The 23,511-nt window shown below is 65.6% G+C and carries 19 protein-coding genes and 1 pseudogene; 14 read left to right on the plus strand and 6 right to left on the minus strand.

Features of this window, described 5'->3' with window-relative positions; translation table 11 throughout:
* Positions 1-76 precede the first annotated feature (76 nt).
* Complete coding sequence (locus tag OKW43_RS34895; protein WP_429454718.1) at positions 77-769, minus strand: phosphatase PAP2 family protein; 693 nt, start codon at positions 767-769, stop codon at positions 77-79.
* Positions 770-1,057: 288 nt separating this feature from the next.
* On the opposite strand from OKW43_RS34895, the gene OKW43_RS34900 reads away from it, so the two are divergent.
* From OKW43_RS34900 to OKW43_RS34920, 5 genes are all read left to right on the plus strand, one after another.
* The gene (locus tag OKW43_RS34900) at positions 1,058-1,474 is read left to right on the plus strand and encodes a cupredoxin domain-containing protein (protein WP_429452937.1); all 417 of its coding nucleotides are present in this window, start codon (positions 1,058-1,060) and stop codon (positions 1,472-1,474) included.
* A gap of 181 nt (positions 1,475-1,655) precedes the next feature.
* Entirely contained in the window at positions 1,656-3,572 is a 1,917-nt protein-coding gene (locus tag OKW43_RS34905) for a potassium transporter Kup (protein WP_187637616.1), read from the plus strand.
* A gap of 171 nt (positions 3,573-3,743) precedes the next feature.
* On the plus strand, positions 3,744-5,237 hold the full coding sequence (locus OKW43_RS34910; protein WP_429452939.1) for an alkaline phosphatase family protein: 1,494 nt from the start codon (positions 3,744-3,746) through the stop codon (positions 5,235-5,237).
* A gap of 294 nt (positions 5,238-5,531) precedes the next feature.
* Positions 5,532-7,409, plus strand: coding sequence for an alpha,alpha-trehalase TreA (gene treA, locus OKW43_RS34915; protein WP_429454719.1), 1,878 nt, complete (start codon positions 5,532-5,534; stop codon positions 7,407-7,409).
* 147 nt (positions 7,410-7,556) lie between these two features.
* The gene (locus OKW43_RS34920) at positions 7,557-8,846 is read left to right on the plus strand and encodes an MFS transporter (RefSeq protein WP_429452941.1); all 1,290 of its coding nucleotides are present in this window, start codon (positions 7,557-7,559) and stop codon (positions 8,844-8,846) included.
* 127 nt (positions 8,847-8,973) lie between these two features.
* Here the strand turns inward: OKW43_RS34920 and OKW43_RS34925 are convergent, their stop codons facing one another.
* The gene (locus OKW43_RS34925; protein WP_187633748.1) at positions 8,974-9,684 is read right to left on the minus strand and encodes a FadR/GntR family transcriptional regulator; all 711 of its coding nucleotides are present in this window, start codon (positions 9,682-9,684) and stop codon (positions 8,974-8,976) included.
* A gap of 270 nt (positions 9,685-9,954) precedes the next feature.
* Between OKW43_RS34925 and OKW43_RS34930 the strand changes: the two genes are divergently transcribed.
* The 6 genes and pseudogenes from OKW43_RS34930 to OKW43_RS34955 all read left to right on the plus strand — a co-directional run bounded on the left by OKW43_RS34930 (position 9,955) and on the right by OKW43_RS34955 (position 17,905).
* Positions 9,955-10,977 carry a zinc-binding alcohol dehydrogenase family protein gene (locus OKW43_RS34930; protein ID WP_429452943.1) on the plus strand — a complete coding sequence of 341 codons (1,023 nt, stop codon included), beginning with the start codon at positions 9,955-9,957 and terminating at the stop codon, positions 10,975-10,977.
* Positions 10,978-11,005: 28 nt separating this feature from the next.
* A complete protein-coding gene (locus OKW43_RS34935; protein ID WP_429454720.1) occupies positions 11,006-12,139 on the plus strand; it encodes a mannitol dehydrogenase family protein in 1,134 nt (377 codons plus the stop codon).
* A gap of 126 nt (positions 12,140-12,265) precedes the next feature.
* A pseudogene (locus tag OKW43_RS34940) lies at positions 12,266-13,560 on the plus strand (MFS transporter).
* Positions 13,561-13,609: 49 nt separating this feature from the next.
* Positions 13,610-15,157, plus strand: a complete 1,548-nt coding sequence (locus OKW43_RS34945) for a UxaA family hydrolase (RefSeq protein WP_429452945.1) — start codon at positions 13,610-13,612, stop codon at positions 15,155-15,157.
* 37 nt (positions 15,158-15,194) lie between these two features.
* Positions 15,195-16,472 (plus strand): alpha-hydroxy acid oxidase, encoded by a 1,278-nt coding sequence (locus tag OKW43_RS34950; RefSeq protein WP_429452947.1) that lies wholly within the window; start codon positions 15,195-15,197, stop codon positions 16,470-16,472.
* Between the two features lie 17 nt (positions 16,473-16,489).
* Positions 16,490-17,905, plus strand: coding sequence for an FAD-binding oxidoreductase (locus tag OKW43_RS34955; protein WP_429452949.1), 1,416 nt, complete (start codon positions 16,490-16,492; stop codon positions 17,903-17,905).
* 17 nt (positions 17,906-17,922) lie between these two features.
* On the opposite strand, the gene OKW43_RS34960 is transcribed toward OKW43_RS34955, so the two are convergent.
* The 3 genes from OKW43_RS34960 to OKW43_RS34970 all read right to left on the minus strand — a co-directional run bounded on the left by OKW43_RS34960 (position 17,923) and on the right by OKW43_RS34970 (position 19,805).
* A complete protein-coding gene (locus tag OKW43_RS34960; RefSeq protein ID WP_187633743.1) occupies positions 17,923-18,453 on the minus strand; it encodes a cytochrome b in 531 nt (176 codons plus the stop codon).
* Between the two features lie 61 nt (positions 18,454-18,514).
* The gene (locus OKW43_RS34965) at positions 18,515-18,967 is read right to left on the minus strand and encodes a DUF6691 family protein (protein ID WP_429452951.1); all 453 of its coding nucleotides are present in this window, start codon (positions 18,965-18,967) and stop codon (positions 18,515-18,517) included.
* A gap of 1 nt (position 18,968) precedes the next feature.
* On the minus strand, positions 18,969-19,805 hold the full coding sequence (locus OKW43_RS34970) for a YeeE/YedE family protein (protein WP_429452953.1): 837 nt from the start codon (positions 19,803-19,805) through the stop codon (positions 18,969-18,971).
* Here OKW43_RS34970 and OKW43_RS34975 point away from each other — a divergent pair.
* From OKW43_RS34975 to phbB, 3 genes are all read left to right on the plus strand, one after another.
* A complete protein-coding gene (locus OKW43_RS34975) occupies positions 19,707-20,696 on the plus strand; it encodes a zinc-dependent alcohol dehydrogenase family protein (protein WP_429452955.1) in 990 nt (329 codons plus the stop codon). The genes OKW43_RS34970 and OKW43_RS34975 overlap by 99 nt on opposite strands.
* A 41-nt stretch (positions 20,697-20,737) precedes the next feature.
* Positions 20,738-21,208: a universal stress protein gene (locus OKW43_RS34980; RefSeq protein ID WP_429452957.1), complete on the plus strand. Its 471-nt coding sequence runs from the start codon at positions 20,738-20,740 to the stop codon at positions 21,206-21,208.
* 68 nt (positions 21,209-21,276) lie between these two features.
* Complete coding sequence (phbB, locus tag OKW43_RS34985) at positions 21,277-22,023, plus strand: acetoacetyl-CoA reductase (RefSeq protein ID WP_187633738.1); 747 nt, start codon at positions 21,277-21,279, stop codon at positions 22,021-22,023.
* A 79-nt stretch (positions 22,024-22,102) separates the two neighbouring features.
* On the opposite strand, the gene phaZ is transcribed toward phbB, so the two are convergent.
* Positions 22,103-23,401, minus strand: a complete 1,299-nt coding sequence (gene phaZ / locus OKW43_RS34990; RefSeq protein ID WP_429452959.1) for a polyhydroxyalkanoate depolymerase — start codon at positions 23,399-23,401, stop codon at positions 22,103-22,105.
* Positions 23,402-23,511: the final 110 nt, after the last annotated feature.

Raw genomic sequence — 23,511 nt, forward strand, 5'->3', positions numbered from 1 at the left:
ACGTCGATACAACGTGTGAGTAAGAACATCTCAGCGAACGACCAACAGGCAATCGGCGCCGCACCGCATAGCGCGGTCATAGATGTTTGAACACGCCGCACGCCAGAGCACGCAGTTCTTCGAACTGGGTGATGAGTTCGACACACAAGATAAAGGCCAGCATCGCAGGAGGTCCCGGATAGCGTTCGATCCATCGCAGTGCCGGAGTCGCGTAGCGCACGCGGATGGCATCTCGCGTCATGACAACGGTAATCACGATTCCCATGGCGGCGCCTGCCAGCAAATCGGTTGGATAGTGAAAGCCGAGATAGGCGCGCGGAAGGCAGATGAACAGCGCGGTATAGAGCATCGCCAGCGCACCGATGCGCCGCCACACGAGGAAGATGCCGGTGGCGACCGCCATCCATAGCATTGCGTGATCGCTTGGGAACGAACTCCAGTCTGTCAACGCCGCGCCCTGGGTCGCGCCGCTTGCGAACTGCAGATGAAGTTCGGTGCTATAGACGGGGCGCACTCTGAACGGCAACCAGTGAGCCAGCAGTCTTCCGACGAACAGACCCACGACGCCGCTAAGAAGCGTCGCGACAACCATTTCGCGCCGCCATTCGCGGCGCTCGTCTTGCTGGAACCACATCCACCACAGCACGGGAATCAGTACCAGGCCTTTAAAGATGTGCAGGTCCGCGATGGCTTGTATGGACTGGGTCGCGAAATGGCCGAAGTGCAGGTTGGACAGATAGGTTTCGATGGTCGAATCGAAGCTGTTCATTTTCTTGGAATGAATATCTGCTGTTTGCAGCGGAAGGTCAGCGTAATCCAGGTAAACGGCGAAAAATGCGGCGTAGACAACGTTTGCTATCAAATTTTTTGGTTGATGAGCCGCCCGCCAGCGGGCTCATGGAATATGCCTTCCCCCATGCGCGTTTACCAGACATATCGCGTGCCGCGCAAAGCGCTATGCCATCGCACTGGCAGGGGCACTTGCGCACTCAAGGAATTGCGCCGGCAATCGCTCGACGCGAGCCACGCGCGATATGTCGGTGCAAAGGAGGCGGTCATGTATGCCACTTACAGATTCACTATGCTCGCCAGTGTGATCGCACTCGGGATGACATCGCATGCAAGCTGGGCGGAGCAAACCGTCAACGCGACCTTGCTATCGGACTCGATCCAGCTCGGGACGCACAACGTGAAGGCGGGTCGCATCACGCTTGAAGTCAAGAATTCCGCGGACAACGACATGGAACACGAACTCGTTGTGCTCAAGACCGATCTCTCGGACGATGCACTCCCCGTCAGCAAAGGACAGGTTCTGGAGCGCAGGCTGAAAAAGATCGGCGAAGTCGAAGATATCGCGCCGGGCAAGAGCAGGCGCGTGTCATTCAAGCTTGCGCCAGGCCACTACGCGCTGATCTGCAACAAGCCGGGACACTATGCAGCGGGAATGCACACCGCGCTTGTCGTGACGCCGTAAACCTCCAGCCGAACCCGAAAACAGTTTCGCGAAAGCACGGCGCCATGCGTGACATGGGCCGCGCGAAGCGCATTTCCGCCGGAAATTTCTATACTTCCTCTAGCGCACAGTTCGAAAGAATCGAAGCGAGCACGCGGCGCGGCCGTCACGGCCCACGCGCGATTCGTATGAGGAGGGAGACATGGGACACCCCGCAACCGCCGCGCCGGCGAAGAACGGCCACGGCGAAACCTCACCGGCTCTCCCGGCGCTCGCGCTGGCGGCGCTCGGCGTGGTCTATGGCGATATCGGCACGAGCCCGCTTTATACGCTCGCCACCGTGTTCGATCCCAGCAATGGTCTCACGCTCAATGCCTTCAATATCGTCGGCATCGTTTCGCTGATCTTCTGGTCGCTGATGATCGTCGTGTCGCTCAAGTACGTCGTGTTGATCCTGCGGGCGAATAATCACGGCGAAGGCGGCATCATGGCGCTGCTCGCGCTCGCGGCGTCGTCGATCGTGTCGCGGCCGCGTTTGCGTCGTGGACTACTCGTGGTGGGCGTGATGGGCGCGGCGCTCTTCTTCGGCGACAGCGTGATCACGCCGGCCATTTCCGTGCTGAGCGCCGTGGAAGGGCTCGAAGTCGTCGAGCCCGCGCTGAAGACCTATGTGATTCCGGTGACGCTCGCCGCGCTCGTCATCCTGTTCGTCACGCAAAAACACGGCACGGGCGGAATCGGCGCCGTGTTCGGGCCGGTGATGGTGCTCTGGTTCGTCGTGATCGGCGTGGCGGGCGTCGCGAATATCATGGCCGCGCCGGTCGTGCTTTACGCGCTCAATCCGCTGGAAGGGCTCAGGTTTTGCATGCATCACCGCTGGCTCGCGTTCGTCGCGCTCGGCGCGGTCGTGCTCTCGCTCACGGGCGCCGAGGCGCTCTACGCGGACATGGGCCATTTCGGCAAGCGGCCCATTCGTCTTACGTGGTTCGGCGTCGTTTTTCCCGCGCTCGCGCTCAACTATCTGGGCCAGGGCGCACTGCTGCTAGCGAACCCCGGCGCAGTGCAAAACCCGTTCTACCGGCTCTTCCCGCAATGGGCCATCGTGCCGATGATCGTGCTGGCGACGATCGCCACCGTGATCGCGTCGCAGGCCGTTATTTCGGGCACCTATTCGATGACGATGCAGGCCATGCAGCTTTCCTTCCTGCCGCGCATGAACATCGTGCATACGTCGGAGCGCGAGATCGGGCAAATCTACGTGCCCGGCATCAACTGGATCCTGCTGATCGCCGTGGTTGCGGCGGTGCTGGGCTTTCGCTCGTCCACGGCGCTCGGGTCCGCGTACGGCATCGCCGTGACCGGCACGATGCTGATAACAACGTTCCTCACGTTCTTCGTCGTGCGTTACGCATGGCGCTACAACTGGCTGGTCTGCCTGCTGTCCACCGCGTTCTTCTTCGTGATCGACGCGTTGTTCTTCTCGGCGAATCTGCTCAAGATCGTGGATGGCGGCTGGTTCCCGCTCGTGATCGGCGCGATCGTGTTCTCGGTCATGGCGACGTGGGGACGCGGCTGGGAAATGATGCTGGCCGAAGCGCGCGTGCGGGCGGGAAAGACACCGCTCAAGCCGTATCTGACTTCGCTGCTCGAAAAGTCGCCGACGCGCGTGGGCGGCACGGCGATCTTCCTCACGCCGAACGTCGAAGCGGTGCCGCACGCGCTAGTCAACAACCTGCGGCACAACCGTGTACTGCATGAGCGCACGGTTTTCCTCAGCGTGATCACGAAGAGCGTGCCGTGGGTGGCGGAAAGCGAGCGCGTGCAGATCGAGCCGCTGTGCGCGGGCTGTTGGCACGCAACGGTGAACTACGGATTCAAGGACGAAGTGGACTTGCCGCGGACGTTGGCCGCCTACAGAGCGCCGGAACTCGCCTTCGATCTGGAGGACACCTCGTGGTTCTTGAGCCGCGCGGACGTCGTGCCCAAACGCGGGCACGGCATGGCGTTATGGCGCGAGCGGCTTTTCGCGGTGATGCTGCACAACGTGGGCAATATCGCGGCGTTCTTCAAACTGCCGGCCAATCGCGTGATCGAAGTGGGGGCGCGCGTGGAGATCTAGGGCGCTGGCGTTCAATGCCCGCCAATGCACATGCCCCATCGCAGCGACCCTCTGATACCTCGGGTTTGAAACTTGCTGCCAACGACCAGCCCGCCGTTCGAATCGGCGCGCGCGTTCGCGGCGGCCAGGCATGGACGGATTCCCGCGCCGGATCGAACCAGGAGGCGTGTCATGGGAGACGAGACTCACCAGAATCACAAATACGACCGCCGCCGCTTTCTTGCTGGCGTAGCCGCGGTGGCCGGCACCGTTGCGCTTCCGGGTTGCGGCGGCGGTGGATCGGTGGGAGACGGCGGATCGGGGGCGGACGGCGGCGGCGACCCCGCGCGCTCGATTGCCGACATTCCCTCGCCCGACGCCGACGACCGCTATAGCTTGCCGCGTCCGGCGTTGTCCGCGCCGGCCAGCTCAGGCATCGACTTCATTGTGCTCGTCACAATGGAAAATCGTTCGTTCGACCATTTCCTCGGCTGGGTGCCAGGCGCGGAGGGCATGCCCGCGAACCGGCAGTTCAAGGACGCGTTCGGCGCGACGCAAACGCCGTTTTCGCTGTCGGCGAATCCGGCGTACGGGTATCAGTCGTGCGCCTACCTGGACCCCAATCACGGCTTCGCAGGGGCTCGCACGCAACTGGCTTCGGGTGCGATGAATGGCTGGCTGCTCACGCCGGGCACGAGTCTGCACCAGGGCGACCTGCTGCCTATCGGTTACTACACGTCGGCCGATCTGCAATTCTTCAAAGCCGTGGCGAGCAGTTACACGATCGGCGACTTCTACTTCAGCGGCATCCTGACCAGCACGTTTCCCAATCGCCTGTACCTGCATAGCGGCGCGACGGACCGGCTCGATGACCGCACCGACACGTCGTCGCTCGCGACGATCTGGGACAAGCTGAGCGACGCGAATGTCGATTGTAACTACTACTATCACGACGTACCGTTCACGGCGCTTTATGGCACGCGGTATGTCGGCATTTCGCGCCCGTTCGCGGAATTCCTCCTGAATGCGGCGACGGGGACGCTGCCGCCATTCTGCATGGTCGAGCCGTCTTTCACCGGCGAGCCGGAAGGCGTTTCCACCGACGATCATCCGCATGCGGACATCCGCGACGGCGAGGCGTTTCTCGGTCAGGTCTACGAGGCGCTGCGCACGAGCCCGACGTGGAACCGCACGCTGATGATCGTCGTCTACGACGAATGGGGCGGCTTTCTCGAGCACGTGGTGCCGCCCACCAGGCCGATCAGCAACGACGAGCTCACGCTCGGCAACGACGGCAAGCTCGGTTTTCGCGTGCCGCTCGCGCTGCTTGGGCCGCGCGTGCGCGCAGGCGCGATCACGCGCTATCCGTTCGACCCCAGCTCGATTCACGCGCTCCTGCAATGGCGCTTCGGCCTGCAGCCGCTCGGCGCGCGCGGCAGCGATCCGGCGACGGTCAATCTGGCCTACGCGCTCGATTTCACCGACGCCCCACGCACCGATGCCCCCGCGTTCACGATCGCCCAAGGGCCGTTCGGCGGAACCTGCCTGGGGGCGATCGCGCCGTCGCCATCCAGTTCGCTATCGGCGATCGATCAATCGCAAAAGCTGGCGCTCAGCCCGACGGCGGACCGCTTCGCGGATCTGCGCGCGAAGGCGGCTTCATTAGGATTCCGGACCGGAGGTTAACGGCGGGTTTCCGCTTAAAATGAGCGGACCGCAAGCTGGCACCGGACCGGCGACCGGGCTGCGCTGGATTCCGAATGCCGGCGAGCCCGGGCGGGATGCGCGGTCTGGTGAAGGCTCATTCCTTAAGCGCAGTTTGTCAAGAAACGCTTGCGCGCGACATCGTATTGCGAAGCGGGCCCCGCATTTGCTAGCGAGACCCCCTTGAAGCCCCGCCGTAGCGTGCAGCGTGTGATCGGCACGCTGCGGCGGGCCGCCTACGTCGACGTCACCGCGTCGTCCTTAACGGGTCCGCCGATGCCATCTCGTTACGATTTCCCCTGTTCGTCGTTTGTCGCGTGGCCGTACCGCCGCGCTGTCGCCCGCGTGGCCGCGGCGCTGGCGCTCGCTGCAAGCATCGGCGTCAGCGCGCAATCCTCGCCGACGTACGCGCAGACGCAGCCGGTCGTGCCGCCCGTCACGCTGCCCGCATCGGCCGCCGCCGCGAATGCCGCCAGCAGCGCCGCCGTCCGACACGGCGAAAACACGGATCACGCACAGCCGTCGCCGGTCGTGCCAACGCCACCGTCCGAGCTGTATGGCGAGCTGTACCGCGACGTCGAACTCGCGTATCTATACCCGGACAGCAAGACGTTTGCCGATATGTCGCCGAACCAGCCGCCGACGCAGATCATCGCCGACTACACCAGCCGGCGCGCGCAGCCGCTGTTCGACCTGAAGCAATTTGTCGAACAGCGCTTTACGCTGCCCCCGCGCGCGCCGAAGCGCTACGTGTCCGATCCCAACGAGAGCGTCACCGCGCACATCGATACGCTGTGGAGCGTGCTGCGCCGCGAGCCGGACGCAAGCGCCAACCCGTACTCGTCGCTGTTGCCGCTACCATCGTCGTACATCGTGCCGGGCGACCGCTTCGACGAGATTTACTACTGGGATTCGTACTTCATCCTGTTGGGGCTAGACGCGAGCGGCCAGCATGCGCTCGTCGACGACGAGCTGAACAATTTCTCGACGTTGATCGACCGCTATGGCCACATCCCCAACGGCAATCGCACGTATTACCTTAGCCGTTCGCAGCCGCCGTTCTTCGCGCAGATGGTGCAGCTGGTCGCGCGCAAAGAGGGCGATCAGGTCTACGCCCGCTATCTGCCCGAGCTGCGGCGTGAGTACGCGTACTGGATGGCCGGCAGCGAGCATCTCGCGGCCGGCAACGCGTCGCACCATCTTGTACGCCTCGCCGACGGCACGCTGCTCAATCGCTACTGGGACGAGCGCGCGGCGCCACGTGACGAGTCGTACCGCGAGGATGTGATGACGGCGCAGCAAATGCCGCAACGCGATGCGCAGGATTTGTGGCGCAATCTGCGCGCGGGCGGCGAAACCGGCTGGGACTTCAGCTCACGCTGGTTCGCCGACGGCAAGACGCTCGCGACCATTGATGTGACGTCGCTAGTGCCGGTGGACCTGAACTGCCTGATGGTGGACCTCGAACGCACGCTCGCGAAAGCCTACCGTGTGACCGGCGATGCAGGCCACGCCGAGAACCTCGAACTGCGCGCCCGCGTGCGCGCGGATGCAATCCGACGGGTGCTGTGGGATCCGCAACTGCACGCATTCGGCGACTACGACTTCGTGCACGGCACGCTCACGCACCGGCTCACTGCCGCGACTGTGTATCCCCTTTACGCCGGGGTCGCGACGCGCAACGACGCACGCGAAGTGGCGCAGACGATCCGACGCGATCTGCTGCGCCCGGGCGGTCTCGCGACGACGCGGACCAACACCGCCCAGCAGTGGGACGAACCGAACGGCTGGGCGCCTCTGCAGTACCTCGCGGTGATGGGGCTGCGCCGCTATAGCGAGCCGGAGCTCGCGCGCGATATCGCGACGCGCTGGATCCGCACGGACGTCGCGTACTACCAGCGCACCGGCAAGCTGGTCGAGAAGTACGACGTCGACGCGAGCGACAAGTCCGCGGGCGGCGGCGAGTATCCGCTACAGGACGGCTTCGGCTGGACCAATGGTGTGCTGCGCGTGCTGATGCAGCTCTATCCGGATGCGGTGAGTTCGACGAAGCCGGCCGATCTGCCGGGTGGTGCGGTGGGGGTATCGGATGCGGCGGCATCGGCGGCGGCCGCGCCGCAGACGTCGCACAGCACGTCGCCCGCGGGCCACTAGTTGACGAGGAGGCGCAGCCGGGCCCGCAAGTTCCGAAGAGGTAGTAGCGATACCAGGATGATGGGTTGACTGCCTGATGGCACTGCGGCCCGTTACGATGCTTTCGATAGCTCGAACGGCCCCTGATCACCCTGGAAAGTCTCGAAGATGAATCGCAAGCTCGACGTCCCATCGGCCGAACCGGTGCCGCCGCAGGCGCAGGCCACCGCGTCCGCCACGGCCGCCCCGCCGGCCGACGAAGCGGCCGCGCATTGGCAGCGCAATCTCGGCGTGTGCGTGTTCGGCTCGTTCACGACCATCGTCGCGATGACGCTGCTGCTGCCGTTCCTGCCGCTCTACGTCGAGCAGCTCGGCGTAAAGGATCATGCGGCGATCGTGCAGTGGTCCGGCGCCGCGTTCGGCGCGACCTTCTTCAGCGCCGCGCTCGTCGCGCCGCTGTGGGGCAAGCTTGCCGACCTCTACGGCCGCAAGCTGATGCTGATCCGCTCGAGCCTCGGCATGGCGGTCGCGATGTCGCTGATCGGCATGGCGCACTCGGCGTGGCAACTGGTCGCGTTGCGGCTGCTCGCGGGACTGCTCGGCGGATATGCGTCGGGCTCGATGATCCTCGTCGCGACGCAGACGCCGAAGGCGCGTTCGGGCTGGGCGCTCGGCGTACTGTCGTCGGGGATCATGGCGGGCAATCTGGTCGGCCCGCTGATCGGCGGCTTCCTGCCGCCGTTGATCGGCATCCGCGCGACGTTCTGGGCATCGGGCGCGGCGATCTTCGTCGCCTTTCTCGCGACCGCGTTCCTGATCCGCGAAATGCCGGTTCGCAAGCGCGCGGGCAGCGCGCCGAAGGAGGGCGCGTGGGCATCGGTCGACGACAAGGGGCCGGCCATCGCGATGCTTGCCACAGGTCTGCTGCTGATGGTCGCGAACATGTCGATCGAGCCGATCATCACCGTCTACGTCGCCCAGCTGACGAAGCCGCAAAGCGTGACGATGGTCGCGGGCTTCGTCATGTCGGGCGCGGCGCTCGGCAGCGTGATCTCATCGTCGCGGCTGGGCAAGTTCGCCGATCGCGCGGGGCACTGGAACGTGATCGTCGGCTGCCTCGCCGCCTCGGCGGTGCTGCTCGTGCCGCAGGCGTTCGTCACCGCGAGCTGGCAGCTGATCGTGCTGCGTTTCCTGATGGGAATCGCATTAGGCGGCCTGTTGCCGTGCATCGCGAGTGTGATCCGCCACAACGTGCCGGCGCACGTGACGGGCGCGATTCTTGGGTACTCGGTGTCGTCGCAGTACGCGGGGCAGGTGGCCGGGCCGCTGCTAGGCGGTTTCGTCGGCGGACACGTCGGCATGCGCGCGGTGTTTCTGGGCACCAGCCTGCTGATGGCGCTCGGCGCGCTCGCGAACTGGCGCGTGAAGTCGGCCAGGGCACGGGCGGCGGCGCGCTGATCGGGAAATCATCGCGTGCTGGCGGTCAATGGCTTGCCGGCCAATCACTACTGGGTTCGGATGTCCGGCATGGCGCAGTTCGAACGTCGTGCATGCCAGCTGATTCGACCGTATCCCGGAGCGCCGCCTAAGACGTGCGCTGCCCCCCCGCAATCACCCGCTCCAACGACAGCTTCAAGTGACGCTGCATCGCCGCCTGCGCCTGGATTGCATCATGCGCTTCCAGCGCTTCCAGAATCACGCGATGTTCTTCGGGCACGGCGCCCCACGTCGTTTCGTTTTCGAAGTGGCCGCGCAGCTTTTCCGACAGCGGACTATGCCGCGCATCGAATAGCGAGCTGACGGTGCGCACGAGCACTTCGTTGCCGGACATTTGCGCGATCGCGAGATGGAACGCGCGATCGGACGCGACCGGAATTCTGCCGGCTTCGACTTCGCGCGCCATCTCGTCGTAGATCGCGCGCAGCGTCTTCAGGTCTTTCGGCTTGCAGAACGGCGCGACGCTCGCGGCAATCGAGCCTTCGATCACACAACGCGCCCCCATGATGTCGAGCAGGCTGTCGCCGAGTTCGGCCGGCGACAGCGATGCACCGTTCCGCGCGGACGGCGCCGCGCATAGATAGACGCCCGAGCCCATGCGAATCTCGACGAGCCCTTCCAGTTCGAGCGCGACCAGCGCTTCACGCACCGACGGCCGCGACACGCCGAGCGTCTCCGCCAGCGCGCGTTCGGGTGGCAGGCGGCCGTTCGGCGCGAAATCCGGCTGAGCGATCAGATCGCGCAGTTTTTCCGCGATCTGAAGATAGAGACGGCGAGGGTCGGCAGGTTTGACAGTCACGAAACGTTTCCCGGCGATGGAGCTTGTGCAAGCCTGATAAGGCGAGCGCCGATTGTAGATCGAAGCGCCCGACGCGCAAACCGCGCGCGCTCGGCGACGCACTGACAGCGTTCGGGGTTTCCCCCAATTCCGTGCAAATTGGCTTGACCAGTATCGCATGTGACGTTATTTTTGCAAATTGGTAAGGCCGGATAGACGCCAGATAGACGCCAGTCGAGCAGCCCTGCTGCTCGCTTCGCATCCCGATACCCGATCAATTCCTCCCTGACGATGAAGACAGTCATTTGCGAACAACCCGGCCAGCTCGCGCTCGCCGAACGTGCGATGCCGAACGCCGGCCCTGACGATGTGCTGATCCGCATCCGCCGGGTCGGCATCTGTGGCACCGACTTCCACATCTTCACCGGCAATCAGCCGTATCTGTCTTATCCGCGTGTGATGGGGCACGAGCTCGCCGGCATCGTCGAATCGGCGCCGGCCAGCGCGCGCGTCAAGGCCGGCGACCAGGTGTACGTGATGCCGTATCTGTCGTGCGGGCGCTGCGTGGCCTGCCGCGCGGGCAAGGGCAATTGCTGCGTGAACATCCGCGTGCTCGGCGTCCATACCGACGGCGGTATGACCGAGTACCTCGCGGTGCCGCAGGCGTTCGTCTTCAATGCCGACGGCGTCACGCTCGACGAAGCCGCGATGCTCGAGTTTCTCGCGATCGGCGCGCACGCGGTCGCGCGCGCCGACGTGCAGGCCGCGCAGCGCGTGCTGGTGGTCGGGGCCGGTCCGATCGGCATGGCCGCGACGATCTTCGCGAAGCTGCGCGGCGCCGAGCTCAGCGTGCTCGATGGCCGCGCGGACCGCTTGTCCGTGTGCGCCGGCGCCTTGCGGGCGGATCACACGGTGCTGCTTGACACCACCGACGCCGCGACCGATGCCGCCGAACTCGCGGCGCTGACCGGCAACGAGTTTTTCGACGTGGTGTTCGACGCCACCGGCAATGCGAAGGCGATGGAGCGTGGGCTGCAGTTCGTCGCGCACGGCGGCAAGTACGTGCTGGTGTCGATCGTCAGCGAGCGCATTTCGTTTGCCGATCCCGAGTTTCACAAGCGCGAGACGACCTTGCTCGCGAGTCGCAACGCGACCGTCGCCGACTTCGAAACGGTGCTCGACGCAATGCGCGCGGGCAAGATTCCCACCGCCGCGCTGAATACGCACGTCGTCGAACTCGCCGATCTACCGGGCGAATTCCCCAAGCTGTTGAAACCGGATGCCGGCGTCATCAAGGCGCTGGTCGCCTGTTGAGCGAGCAGGAGAACCGACGATGCGGACGATGGGCAACCCGATTCTTCAATTCGGCACGAGCCGCTTCCTGCAGGCGCACGCGGATCTGTTCGTCTCGGCGGCGCTCGACGCGGGCCGCGCGTTGGGGCACGTGAGCGTCGTGCAGACGACGGCCAACCCCGAGAGCCTCGCGCGCATCGAAGCATTGCGCGCGCACCGGCAGTACGACGTGCGTATTCGCGGCCTGCGCCGCGAAGCGGTGATCGATACGACCACGCGATGTCACGCGATCACCGAGGCATTGAACGCGAATACCGATTGGCCAACCGTGGTGGAGCGCTTCGCGCGCGACGCGCGTGTGGTGATCTCCAACACCGGCGACCGAGGCTACGAGTGCTTCGCCGACGACACCGCCGAACTGTTGCGCAACGAGGCGAGCGTGCCGCGTGGATTCGCGGCGAAGCTCGTGGTGCTGCTGCATGCGCGCTTCAAAGCCGGCGCCGCACCGCTGACGCTGCTGCCCTGCGAACTCGTGTCGGGCAATGGCGACACGCTGCGTAGCCTGGTCGCCGATATCGCGCGCGACTGGGGCGCCGGGTCCGAGTTCGTGCGCTACATCGAGCACACCTGCGTGTGGGTCAATTCGCTGGTGGACCGCATCGTGTCCGAGCCGCTGCGGCCGGTCGGCGCGGTTGCCGAACCCTACGCGTTGTGGGCGATCGAGCGGCGTGCCGGTATGGTGCTGCCGTGCGAGCACGAAGCGATGATCGTCACCGACGACCTGTTGCACTACGAACGCTTGAAGCTGCTGCTGCTCAATCTCGGGCATACGTGGCTTGCCGAGCGCTGGCAGGCCGACGCCCGTGACCCGGATGAGAACATGCTGCATGCGATGCGCGATCCGCTGCTGCGTGCCGATCTCGAATCGCTGTGGCGCGACGAGGTGCTGCCGGTCTTCGATGCGCTCGGTCAGGGCAGCGACGCACGCGCGTATCTCGACGAAGTGCGCGAACGCTTCGAGAACCCGTTCCTCGATCATCGCCTCGCCGACATCGCGCGCAATCACGAGCAAAAGAAAGCGCGGCGTTTCAAGCCGGTGATCGAACTCGCACGCGAGCTTGGCGTGCGTGTCGAGCAACCGCGTCTGAACGCGGCGCTTGCCGCGCGCGCACACGGCGGCTAGCGGCGCGGGTCGTCAATCCGCAGTAGATCAGCAGTAGACCCGGGCAGTAGACCCCGGCAGCACGCGGGCGGCCGCGAGGCCGCGTGATTCATCCAGATAGAAACCAGCCAAGGAGGAGACGATTTCATGAAGAAGATGCGTTGGGTAGTGATTTTTCTGTGCTTTCTCGCGATCGCGGTCAATTACATCGATCGTGCGAATCTCGCGGTCGCCGCGCCGCAAATCGAAAAGGCGCTCGGCATCGGCCCCGCCGAGATGGGCTTCATCCTGAGCGGGTTCTTCTGGACCTACGCGTTGATGCAAATGCCGTTCGGCTGGTTCGTCGATCGGGTCGGCGCGCGCATCGCGCTGCCGCTCGCGGTCGGCTGGTGGTCGGTGTTTACCGCGGCCACCGCGGTCACGACCAGCGTCGCGGTGATGTTCGGCTGCCGGCTGCTGCTGGGCGTCGGCGAGGCGGGTGCCTATCCGTCCTGCGCGAAGCTCGTCAGTCAATGGTTCCGGCCCGAGGAACGCGCGATCGCGACGAGCATCTTCGATAGCGGCTCGCGGGTCGGCTCGGCGCTGTCGATTCCCGTGGTTGCGCTGATCATCGGCACGCTGGGCTGGAAGGCCGCATTTGTCCTCACTGGCGCGCTCGGCGCGGTGTGGATCGTCGGCTGGCTCGTGATCTATCGCAATCCGGTGGAAGACGCGATGCACATCGGACGCAACGCCGCACCGGCGGCTCGGGCGAGAGGCGATCAGGAGAACGTGACGTGGGCATCGCTGTTTCGTCACCGCACGCTGTGGGGGATGATGCTCGGCTTCTTCTGCCTGAACTTCGTGATCTATTTCTTCATTTCTTCATTACGTGGTTTCCGAGCTACCTCGTGCAGACGCGCGGCTTCTCGCCGAAATCGCTCGGCACGCTCGGCATGATTCCGGCGCTGATCGCAATTCCGGGCGGCTGGCTCGGCGGCTATGTGTCCGACGCGCTGTTCCGGCGCGGCTGGAGCCTGACGGCTGCGCGCAAGACCTGCATGGTCGGCGGCATGCTGTTGTCGTCGGTGATCACGCTGTCGGCGTTCACGGAGAACACGTATCTGATGCTCGCGTTCTTCGGCATCGCCTATGGCAGCCTCGCGTTCGCCGCGGCGAGCATCTGGTCGTTGCCCTGCGAGGTCGCGCCCACACCGCGCCATGTCGCGTCGATCGGCGGCATCCAGAACTTCGCGTCGAATCTGGCGGGGATCGTGATCACGACGTTCACCGGCGTGATGGTCGCAATGACGAAGGGCTCGTTCACGATTCCGCTCGTCGTGGCGGGTGGTTTCTGCTTCCTTGGCGCGTTCAGCTATCTGGTGATCGTGGGACGCATCGAGCCGCTGTCGCTGGAATCGGAAAGCCGCGAGCTGCCGAAGGGCGCGGGCTCCACGATCTGACGTATTCTGTTTCCAACGCATTCGAATATCCCTGCTATCGAGGCTTTTCATGTCCACTCAAGCTAGCGTCGCGTCCGCGTTCATCCGCCTGCATCCCGGCGACGACGTCATCATCGCGACCCGGCAGTTGTTGCCGGGCACCCGCATCGACGCGGAACAACTGGTCGTCGCCGGGCTGATTCCTCCGGGGCACAAGATCGCGACCCGCGACATCGCGCCAGGCGAGCCGGTCAAGCGCTACAACCAGATCATCGGCATCGCGCGTGAAGCGATCGCGCGCGGCCAGCATGTTCACACGCACAATCTCGGCATGTCCGAGTTCTCCCGCGAGCACGCGTTCGGCGTCGATGCGCAGCCGACTGTCTATGTCAACGAGCCCGCGCATTTCATGGGCATTCGTCGCGACGACGGCCGCGTCGCGACGCGCAATTTCATCGGCATCCTGACCAGCGTGAACTGCTCGGCGACGGTCGCACGCGCGATCGCCGATCATTTCCGGCGCGACGTGCGTCCCGACGCGCTCGCCGACTATCCGAACGTCGACGGTGTGATCGCCTTGACACACGGGCTCGGTTGCGGCATCGACATGCAGGGCGAGGGGATCGCGATCCTGCGCCGCACGCTTGCCGGTTACGCGGTGCATCCGAACTTCGCGTCGGTGCTGTTCGTCGGGCTAGGCTGCGAGACGAACCAGATCGCCGGCGTGCTCGCGGCGGGCGGGCTCGACGCCAGTACGACCAGGCTGCGCAGCTTCACGATCCAGGACAGCGGCGGTACTCGCAAGACGATCGAACGCGGGATCGCGACGGTGCGCGAGATGCTCGCCGACGCGAACCGCGTGCGGCGCGTGCCGGTGCCGGCCTCGCATCTATGCGTCGGTCTGCAATGCGGCGGCTCGGACGGCTATTCGGGCATCTCCGCGAATCCGGCGCTCGGCGCCGCGGTCGATCGGCTGGTGCGGCATGGCGGCACCGCGATCCTGTCGGAAACGCCGGAAATCTACGGCGCCGAGCATCTGCTGACGCGCCGCGCGGTGAGCGCCGCCGTCGGCGACAAGCTGCTCGCGCGCATCGCCTGGTGGCAGGACTATTGCGCGCGCAATGGTGGCGCGATGGACAACAACCCATCGGCGGGCAACAAGGTGGGCGGCCTGACGACGATCCTCGAAAAATCGCTCGGCGCGGTCGCGAAAGGCGGCACGACGAATCTGGTCGACGTCTACGAATACGCGCAGCCGATCGCCGCGAAGGGCTTCGTGTTCATGGATTCACCCGGCTACGACCCGGTGTCGGCGACCGGGCAGGTCGCCTCGGGCGCGAACCTGATCTGCTTCACGACCGGGCGCGGCTCCGCCTACGGCTGCGCGCCGTCGCCGTCATTGAAGCTGGCGACCAACACCGCGTTGTGGGAGCGCCAGCAGGACGATATCGATATCAATTGCGGCGGCGTGATCGACGGCAGTGCGAGCATCGACGAACTCGGCGAAGCGATCTTCCGCACGATGCTCGGCTGCGCGTCCGGCACGCGCACGAAGAGCGAGTTGCACGGCTATGGGCAAAGCGAATTCGTGCCGTGGCAGGTCGGCGTGGTGACCTGAGCCGGGGAATCGCAGCGACACAACCAGGAGGATGCAATTGGAACGCCGCCTTTATTCAGGCCGCGACGTGAAGCGCGCGCACAGCATCGATGATCTGCGTGCGATGGCCCGCGAGCGTCTGCCGAATTTCTGTTTCGAGTATGTCGAGGGCGGCGCCGAAGACGAAGCGACGCTGCGCCGCAATCGCGACGTGTTCGGCGAAATCGCTTTTCTGCCGCGCACGCTCGTGAACGTCGAGCGGCGCGACCAGAGCGTGATGCTGTTCGGCGAGCGCAGCGCGGCGCCCTTCATGATCGGTCCGACCGGCTATAGCGGCCTGATGTTTCGCGAAGGCGACGTCAAGCTGGCCAGTGCCGCGGCGGCGGCCGGCATTCCGTTCGTGCTGAGCAATGTGTCGACGGTCGCGCTGGAGGACGTCGTGCAGCGTGCGGGCGGTCGCGTATGGTTGCAGGTCTACATGTACCGCACGCGCGAATTTCTCGAGAAGCTGGCGCAGCGGGCGAAGGCCGCGGGCATCGAGGCGCTGGTCGTCACGACCGATAGCGCGGTGTTCGGCAAGCGCGAATGGGACCTGCGCAACTACATCGCGCCGCTGAAACTCGACTGGCGCAACAAGTTCGACGTGTTGCGCCATCCGCGCTGGATGGCCAACGTGCTGTGGCCCAACGGCATGCCGCGCTTCGCGAATCTCGGCGACCTGCTGCCGCCGGGGCAGGACAGCGTGAAGGGCGCGACGATCACGCTGGGCCAGCAACTGGACCCGTCGTTGTCGTGGCAGGATATCCGCTGGCTGCGCGATCTGTGGCCGCGTCGGCTGATCGTCAAAGGCGTGCTTGGCGCACCGGACGCGCTGAAGGCGCTGGAGGCCGGCGTCGACGGTATCGTGCTGTCGAACCACGGCGGCCGGCAGCTCGACAGCGCGGTCTCGGCGATGGATGTGCTGCCCGAAGTCGTCGAGCAGGTCGGCGGTAAGCTGTGCGTGATGCTCGACGGTGGATTCCGCCGCGGCTCCGAGATCCTGAAGGCGGTTGCGCTGGGTGCCGACGCGGTGTTGCTCGGACGCGCGACTACGTACGGCCTGAGCGCGGGCGGTCAGCCGGGTGCCGAGCGGGCCATCGAGATTTTGAAGACCGAGATCGATCGGGCGCTCGGTCTGTTGGGGTGCAGCGAGATCGCCGGGCTCGACCGGAATTATCTGCGCTGGCCAGCGCGTGAGGCGCCGCTGTCGCGCATGCGAACGGAGACTCGAACGCAAACTCAAATTCAAACTGAAATCCAAACGGGGCAGGCGCGCGCAACGGCGCTGCCCGTCTGACGAACTGGAGATATCCGATGCAGCACGAACCGATCTCCGCGACCCGCGGTAACGAAGCCGTCGCCGCGCTGTGCGCGGCGCTCGGAGCGGACATCGTGAGCCTGCCGGCCGAATTTGGCGGGCGGCAGTTCGCGGACTGGAGCGGCACGCCATCCACCGATCCGATCGCGCTGATCCGCCCGCGCACGACCGCAGAGGTCGCCACCGCGCTCAGCATCTGCCATCGATTCCGCCAGCCGGTCGTCACGCAAGGCGGCATGACCGGGCACGCGGGCGGCGCCTGCGTGCTCGGCGGCGAGGTCGCACTGAGCGTCGAGCGGATGAACGGCGTCGTCGACATCGATCCGGTCAGCGCGACGATGACGGTGCTCGCGGGCACACCGCTGCAGGTCGTGCAGGAAGCGGCTGATCACGCCGGCTTCATGTTCGCGCTTGACCTCGGCGCGCGCGGCAGTTGCACGATCGGCGGCAACATCGCGACCAATGCGGGCGGCAATCGCGTGATCCGCTACGGGATGATGCGCGACCAGGTGCTCGACGTCGAAGCGGTGCTCGCCGACGGCAGCGTGATCGGCGGTGAGCGCAAGATGATCAAGAACAATACCGGCTACGACCTGCGCAACCTGCTGACGGGCAGCGAAGGCACACTCGCGGTCATCACGCGCGCGGTGCTGCGCCTGCGCGCCAAGCCGCGCGCGATCCCGACCGCATGGTGCGGCATGCCTGACTATGCGGCAGTGACCACGCTGCTCGGCCGCGCGCAGGAGCGGCTGCCAGCCGGGGTGTCCGCGTTCGAGGTCATGTGGCCCAGGTATTGCGACTTCGTGCGGCAACGCATGCCCGAGTTGCGCGTGCCGCTCGCGAGCGATCACGCTTACTACGTATTGCTCGAGACTTGCGGCGCGGACCCGGAGCGGCAATCGGCGGCTTTCGAGGAATTCCTCGCCGACATGCTGGACGGCGGCGCGATCACCGACGCCGCGATCGCGCAATCGGAGGCGGACGCCGCGGCGTTCTGGGCGATTCGCGACGCGCCGGCCGAATATCCGCGTCTGATCCCGGGACGCATCTCGTTCGACATCAGCTTCGCGGTCGCGCAGGCGGGCGATGCGGCACAGCGCTGCGACGAGCGGCTGCGTGCGCGCTGGCCGCAAGCGACGATCCTCGTGTACGGGCATCTCGGCGACGGCAACTTGCACGTGGTGGTGCAGGAACCGGGCTGGACCGACGAGGCCGCCGCCGTCAAGCGCGTCGTCTATGAACTCACCGGGGAAATGGGCGGCTCGGTGTCGGCCGAGCATGGAATCGGCGAGGAGAAGCTGAGCGTGCTCGGTCTGTCACGCTCGCCGGCGGAACTGGCTGCGATGAAGGCGATCAAGCTCGCGCTCGATCCGCACAACATCCTGAACCCCGGCAAGGTGATCGCGATGTAGCGTGCGTGGCGGTCGCGCTAGATTTTCATGCGCTGCAGAACGCGGTCGCCGGTGACGAACTGATGAAACATCGCCGCTGCGACGTGCAGGCAGATGACGGCGAACAGCACCCAAGCGAGAACGCTATGAACATCGCCCATCGCATGCCCGAATGACGAACCCGCCGCCGACAGCGGGGGCAGCGGGACCCAACCGGCGAGGCGGACCGTCCATGCGCGCGACGAAGCGTTGATCCACCCGAGCAACGGCACCAGCACGAGCAGCAAGTACAGCGCCAGGTGCGCGATTTTGGAGGCGACGCGAAACAACGGCGGCAGGTTGTCCGGCGGCGGCCGATGAGTCGCACGCCACAGCACGCGGCACACCATCGCGGCGAGCAGTGCGGTGCCCACGCCCAGGTGCCACGCGATTTCGCCGTTCGGCACGGTATCGCGGTGCACGTCCGGCATCGTCCAGCCGATCACGAACTGCGCGGCAACTAGCCCGACGACGAGCCAATGGAGCAAACGTGCAACGATGTCATAGCGGGGTTCAGTCGAGAGATGCATGGGCGAGCCTGAGAGTAGAGGGTTCTGTTGACACAGGATCGTACACTGCCGCGCCTTAAGCTCAGGTTAACGGCCGCTCGTCGAGGCCGCCTGTCAGCGCCTGTGAGCGCCGTTCGAGCCGCTCGAAGACGGCCATTCCCGCGATCATCGCCGCGACGAACACCCACGCTTTCGCCGACCCGAGCCCGAGCGCGACGAGCGCGGGGCCGGGGCAGAACCCGGCAATTCCCCAACCGACGCCGAACGCGCCACTGCCCAGCAGCAGTCTTCGCGTGACATGCGCCGACGCCGGCACCTGTATCGGCAATCCGAGCAGCGACCTGTCGCGGCGCTTCGCGATCGCGAAGCCGATCGCCGCGACCGCCACCGCGCCGATCATCACGAACGCGAGCGACGGATTCCAGCGTCCGGCGATGTCGAGGAAGCCCAGCACTTTCGCGGGGTTCGCCATGCCCGACAACAGCAGGCCGAAACCGAACAGCAGCCCGCATACGAATGAAACGATTGTTGCCATCCTAAGCTCCCAGAAGATGCCGCGCGATGTACACGGTGACGAAGCCGGCCGCCATGAACGTCGCCGTCGCGGCAAGCGAGCGCACCGCGCCGCGTGAAATGCCGCACACGCCGTGTCCGCTGGTGCAGCCGCTGCCGTAGCGGGTGCCGATGCCGACCAGCAAGCCGGCCGCGATCACGGCGGGCCACGACGCGTCGACGGTGATCGCGACCGGTGCGCCCACCGCGCGCGCGATCACCGCGGCAGCGACGAGCCCGGCCACGAAGGCGACGCGCCATGCGCTGTCGCGCTTCGTCCAGCGCAGCAGGCCGCCGACTATGCCGCTGATTCCGGCGATGCGGCCCAGCACCAGCACCGTCGCCGCAGCGGTGGCGCCGATTAGCAAGCCCCCGCACAGGGATGCGACGGGGGTGAAATTGTCGAGATCGATCATCGTTCGTTCTGCATGGTTGTCGTATTGCTGGATGGACGCGGTGGCGCCAGTGAACCACAACGCGACTCCGAGAGGAAGCGTTGCGCGGTGCATGGGCCGTCGCGAGAACGTCGCCGCTGCCGACGAGCGCGCTCGGCTCGGGTTCGCGATAGGCGACGCCGGCCGTCGGCGCAGACGCCGCGCACGCGAGCAGACAATCCCGGATTTCCGCAATCGCGGCACGTGCTCCCGTATCAGGCATAAGATCAGTGTACGGGCGGCGAAACGGCCCTGATCGACGCGCCGATGCGTGTGCAGGAGAACCCGATGCGAGCGATGATATTCGACGGCAGTTCGGCGACCCTGACCGAGCGGGAAGTGCCGGATCCGCGGCCCGGTGCCGGGGAGATCCTGATCGACGTGCATGCTTGCGGCGTATGCCGCACGGACCTGCATCTGGTCGACCGCGAACTCGAGCATCCGAAGCGGCCGGTGATTCCGGGCCACGAAATCGTAGGCGTGGTGGCCGAACTGGGCGCGGGCGTCAGCGATTTCGCGGTGGGCGAGCGGGTCGGCGTGCCGTGGGTCGGGCGCACCTGCGGCCATTGCCGCTACTGCCTGTGCGCCCGCGAAAATCTGTGCGACGACGCGGGTTTCACCGGCTACACGATCGACGGCGGCTACGCCGAGCGGACGGTCGCCGATAGCCGCTACTGCTTCCATCTGCCGCCGCACTACAGCGATATCGAGGCGGCGCCGCTGCTTTGCGCGGGACTGATCGGCTATCGCACGCTGAGCATGGCGGGCAACGCCGAACGGATCGGCATCTATGGTTTCGGCGCGGCCGCGCATCTGGTCGCGCAGGTCGCGCATCATCAGCAGCGTACTGTCTACGCGTTCACGCGTCCCGGCGATCGCGCGGCCCAGCAGCTCGCGCTGCGGCTCGGTGCGGCGTGGGCCGGTGGCAGCGACGAGGCGCCCCCCGCCGAACTCGACGCGGCGCTGCTGTTCGCACCGGTCGGCGCGCTCGTGCCGCTGGCGCTGCAGGCGGTCGCGAAGGGCGGCGTGGTGGTGTGCGGCGGCATTCATATGAGCGACATTCCGTCGTTCCCGTACGCGTTTCTATGGGGCGAGCGGCGCGTCGTGTCGGTCGCGAATCTGACCCGCGACGATGGGCTTGCGTTCATGCGCAGCGCTGGCGAGACGCGGCTCGCGATCGAGACGACCACCTACGCGTTGCGCGACGCGAACCGCGCGCTCGACGACCTGCGCAATGGCAACCTGACCGGCGCGGCCGTGCTCGCGATCCGCTCGTGAGCCGCGCGCGTCGATCAATCCAACCTGAGTGGAGAAACGGCATGTATCAGCATATCCTCGTCGCGCTCGACGGCAGTACCTTCTCGAAACGCGCGCTAAAAGAAGCGGTGAATCTCGCCGCGTTGACGAAAGGCGTCGTGCATCCGGTTTATGTGGTCGACAAGACCCCGCTCTTTTCCTATGCCGGCTATTTCGATCCGATGACACTCGTCGAGGCGTTGCGCCAGGACGGCCATTCGGTGCTCGACGAGGCCGCACAAGCGTGCGTCGACGCCGAGGTGCCATGTCGCCCCGAACTGATCGAGTCGGACAGCCTGTCCGACGACGTCGCCAGTATCGTGCTGCGCCACGCGGAGCAGATCCACGCGGATCTGCTCGTGCTGGGCACGCACGGACGGCGCGGCGTGCAGCGCCTCGTGATCGGCAGCGTGGCGGAGCGGGTGCTGCGTTCGTCACGTTGTCCGGTGTTGCTGTTGCGCGAGCAGAGCACCGAGGATGCACCTGCCGGGTAATCCGCGACGGCGGCGCGCGAGTACATGGATCGCACCTTCAATGGCAGACACGGCAAGGAGGAGTTCAGATGGGAACGGATCGCGTGGCATTGGTCACAGGCGGGATGGGCGGTTTGGGCGCGGCGATCAGCCGGGCGCTTCATGACGCGGGCATGACGGTCGCGGTGTCGTATTCGACGCACAACGATCACGTGTCGACATGGCTGCAGCACGAGCGCGACACGGGTCGCGATTTTCATGCGTATGAAACAGACATCGCCGACTTCGATTCATGCGCGCGCTGCGCGCAAAGCGTACTGACCGAACTGGGCGCGGTCGACGTGCTGATCAATAACGCGGGCATCACGCGCGACACGAGCTTCGCGAAGATGAGCAAGGAGCACTGGGACGCCGTGCTGCGTACCGATCTCGATGGCCTGTTCAACATGACCAAGCCGCTATTGCCCGGCATGCTCGAGCGGCGCCACGGCCGTATCGTCAACGTGGGGTCGGTCAACGGTTCGCGCGGCGCTTACGGGCAAACCAATTATTCGGCGGCCAAAGCGGGCTTGCACGGTTTCACGAAGGCGCTCGCGCTCGAAACCGCGAAGCACGGCGTCACGGTGAACACGGTGTCGCCCGGTTATCTCGCGACCGCGATGGTCGAAGCGGTGCCGCGCGAAGTCCTCGACACGAAGATCCTGCCGCAGATTCCGGTCGGCCGGCTGGGACGTCCGGACGAGGTGGCGGCGCTGATTGCGTTTCTATGCTCCGAGCAGGCGGCGTTTATCACCGGTGCCGACATCGCGATCAATGGGGGCATGCATATGCATTGAGGGGCACTGGGCCAACTTGCGTCGTGACTTCGCGCTCGACGATCGCCAGATACGCACTGCCGACGGTTTCGCAGTCGCCTCAGGCCGATCTGCGGTTTGCCGAAACCCTGAGCGCGCGGCGCGGCCGGCGAACCTCCAACGCGGCGTGTTCGAGATCGCGCCAGAATTCGCGGAGCCCCGGATGAACCGCATCGCGCCAACGCGGCCCGATGAACAGGTCGTAGTGATCGCACTGCTCGATGGTGATCTGCCGCGCGGGTCGCATCGTCGATGCATCGCACAGCGCATGCGTGCAATGTGTTTGCCCCGCGCCTGTGATCTCGTCGCTGTCGCCCTCGATCGTGCACAGCGGGGTATCGCGCAGCGCGGCGATCTGCACCTGACGCCCGGCGACCGACCACAGCTTGCGCGGTAACAGATGTTCGTGAAACACCACACGAAGCATGTCGAGGAAGTAGCATTCGGCCATGTCGAGGACCGCGGCATATTCGTTCGCCGAGCGCAGCGCCTGCTGCGCACCGGGCATGTCGCCCGCTAGCCAACGTGACCAGTAATCCGCTTCGAGTCGCAGGTGCCGCTCCGGATGCGCGGCGAAAATCGCGGCCTGCTGGATGAAACCCGGATACACGAGGCGCCCCGCGCCGCAATAGGGCGGTGGAACCGTATCGATCGCATTGTCGTGAAACCACTCGAGCGTATGGGAACTCGCGAAGCGGTCTGTGACGGTCGGGTTCAAACGGGTATCGATCGGGCCGCCGAGCAGCGAGACGCTCGCGATCGGCGCGGCCTCGTCCGTGGCGAGCAGCGCCGCGGCGCCGAGCGCGGGCACGCTCGCCTGACAGATCGCGATCATGTGAAGCGGCGATCCGAACGCGCGGGCGGTGCTGATGAAGCTTTCGAGCGCCCGCACGTAGTCGTCGAGCGACAAGGGGCCCGCTTCGCGCGGCACGTCGCGCGCGTCGGCCCAATCGGTCACGAACACGTCACGTTCTTCGAGCAGCGTTTCGACGGTCTCGCGCAGCATGACCGAATGATGTCCGGCAAGCGGCGCGCACAACAGCACCGGCAGTTTTCCGTCAGCGGACGGCGTAGGCGGGTTGCGCTTGAATCTTCGCAGCGCGCCGACCGCCAGCGAAGCGACGACGCTTTCGTCGACGGCAATGCGGCGACCGTTGCCCGCAACGGAGTGGATGGCGAAAGGCGGGGTCCGCTCGAAAGCGCAGGTGGACCTCAGCAGCCAGCAACTGAACGCGTCGGCCGCCAGTTCCGGGCCGAGCCAGCCCGCTTGCGGGCGCGGCCCCGAGTCGGATTCGGCTTGCGCTCCCCCGACCATCGCGCGAGCGAGGCGTTGCTGTGCATCGATGAAGGCGTACCACATGATGAACTCCGACGTTCGTCGATCATGAGGGCAGCGTTGCCGCACCGGCACGAACTCGTGACGCGGATACCGTTGGAAAGCTTACCGCGAAACGTCGGGACGAGGGTCGC

It is taken from the genome of Paraburkholderia sp. WC7.3g (assembly GCF_050436345.1).
GTDB lineage: Bacteria > Pseudomonadota > Gammaproteobacteria > Burkholderiales > Burkholderiaceae > Paraburkholderia > Paraburkholderia podalyriae.

What these genes read in the sequence shown, in the direction of transcription:
- OKW43_RS34965 (WP_429452951.1), bottom strand. Translation starts at nt 18,967, where the DNA reads ATGGCAACAATCGTTTCATTCGTATGCGGGCTGCTGTTCGGTTTCGGC.
- treA (WP_429454719.1), top strand. Translation starts at nt 5,532, where the DNA reads ATGCCATCTCGTTACGATTTCCCCTGTTCGTCGTTTGTCGCGTGGCCG.
- OKW43_RS34910 (WP_429452939.1), top strand. Translation starts at nt 3,744, where the DNA reads ATGGGAGACGAGACTCACCAGAATCACAAATACGACCGCCGCCGCTTT.
- phbB (WP_187633738.1), top strand. Translation starts at nt 21,277, where the DNA reads ATGGGAACGGATCGCGTGGCATTGGTCACAGGCGGGATGGGCGGTTTG.
- OKW43_RS34960 (WP_187633743.1), bottom strand. Translation starts at nt 18,453, where the DNA reads ATGCATCTCTCGACTGAACCCCGCTATGACATCGTTGCACGTTTGCTC.
- OKW43_RS34945 (WP_429452945.1), top strand. Translation starts at nt 13,610, where the DNA reads ATGTCCACTCAAGCTAGCGTCGCGTCCGCGTTCATCCGCCTGCATCCC.
- OKW43_RS34900 (WP_429452937.1), top strand. Translation starts at nt 1,058, where the DNA reads ATGTATGCCACTTACAGATTCACTATGCTCGCCAGTGTGATCGCACTC.
- OKW43_RS34930 (WP_429452943.1), top strand. Translation starts at nt 9,955, where the DNA reads ATGAAGACAGTCATTTGCGAACAACCCGGCCAGCTCGCGCTCGCCGAA.
- phaZ (WP_429452959.1), bottom strand. Translation starts at nt 23,401, where the DNA reads ATGTGGTACGCCTTCATCGATGCACAGCAACGCCTCGCTCGCGCGATG.
- OKW43_RS34975 (WP_429452955.1), top strand. Translation starts at nt 19,707, where the DNA reads ATGCGAGCGATGATATTCGACGGCAGTTCGGCGACCCTGACCGAGCGG.
- OKW43_RS34935 (WP_429454720.1), top strand. Translation starts at nt 11,006, where the DNA reads ATGGGCAACCCGATTCTTCAATTCGGCACGAGCCGCTTCCTGCAGGCG.
- OKW43_RS34920 (WP_429452941.1), top strand. Translation starts at nt 7,557, where the DNA reads ATGAATCGCAAGCTCGACGTCCCATCGGCCGAACCGGTGCCGCCGCAG.
- OKW43_RS34895 (WP_429454718.1), bottom strand. Translation starts at nt 769, where the DNA reads ATGAACAGCTTCGATTCGACCATCGAAACCTATCTGTCCAACCTGCAC.
- OKW43_RS34980 (WP_429452957.1), top strand. Translation starts at nt 20,738, where the DNA reads ATGTATCAGCATATCCTCGTCGCGCTCGACGGCAGTACCTTCTCGAAA.
- OKW43_RS34955 (WP_429452949.1), top strand. Translation starts at nt 16,490, where the DNA reads ATGCAGCACGAACCGATCTCCGCGACCCGCGGTAACGAAGCCGTCGCC.
- OKW43_RS34905 (WP_187637616.1), top strand. Translation starts at nt 1,656, where the DNA reads ATGGGACACCCCGCAACCGCCGCGCCGGCGAAGAACGGCCACGGCGAA.
- OKW43_RS34970 (WP_429452953.1), bottom strand. Translation starts at nt 19,805, where the DNA reads ATGCACGTCGATCAGGATCTCCCCGGCACCGGGCCGCGGATCCGGCAC.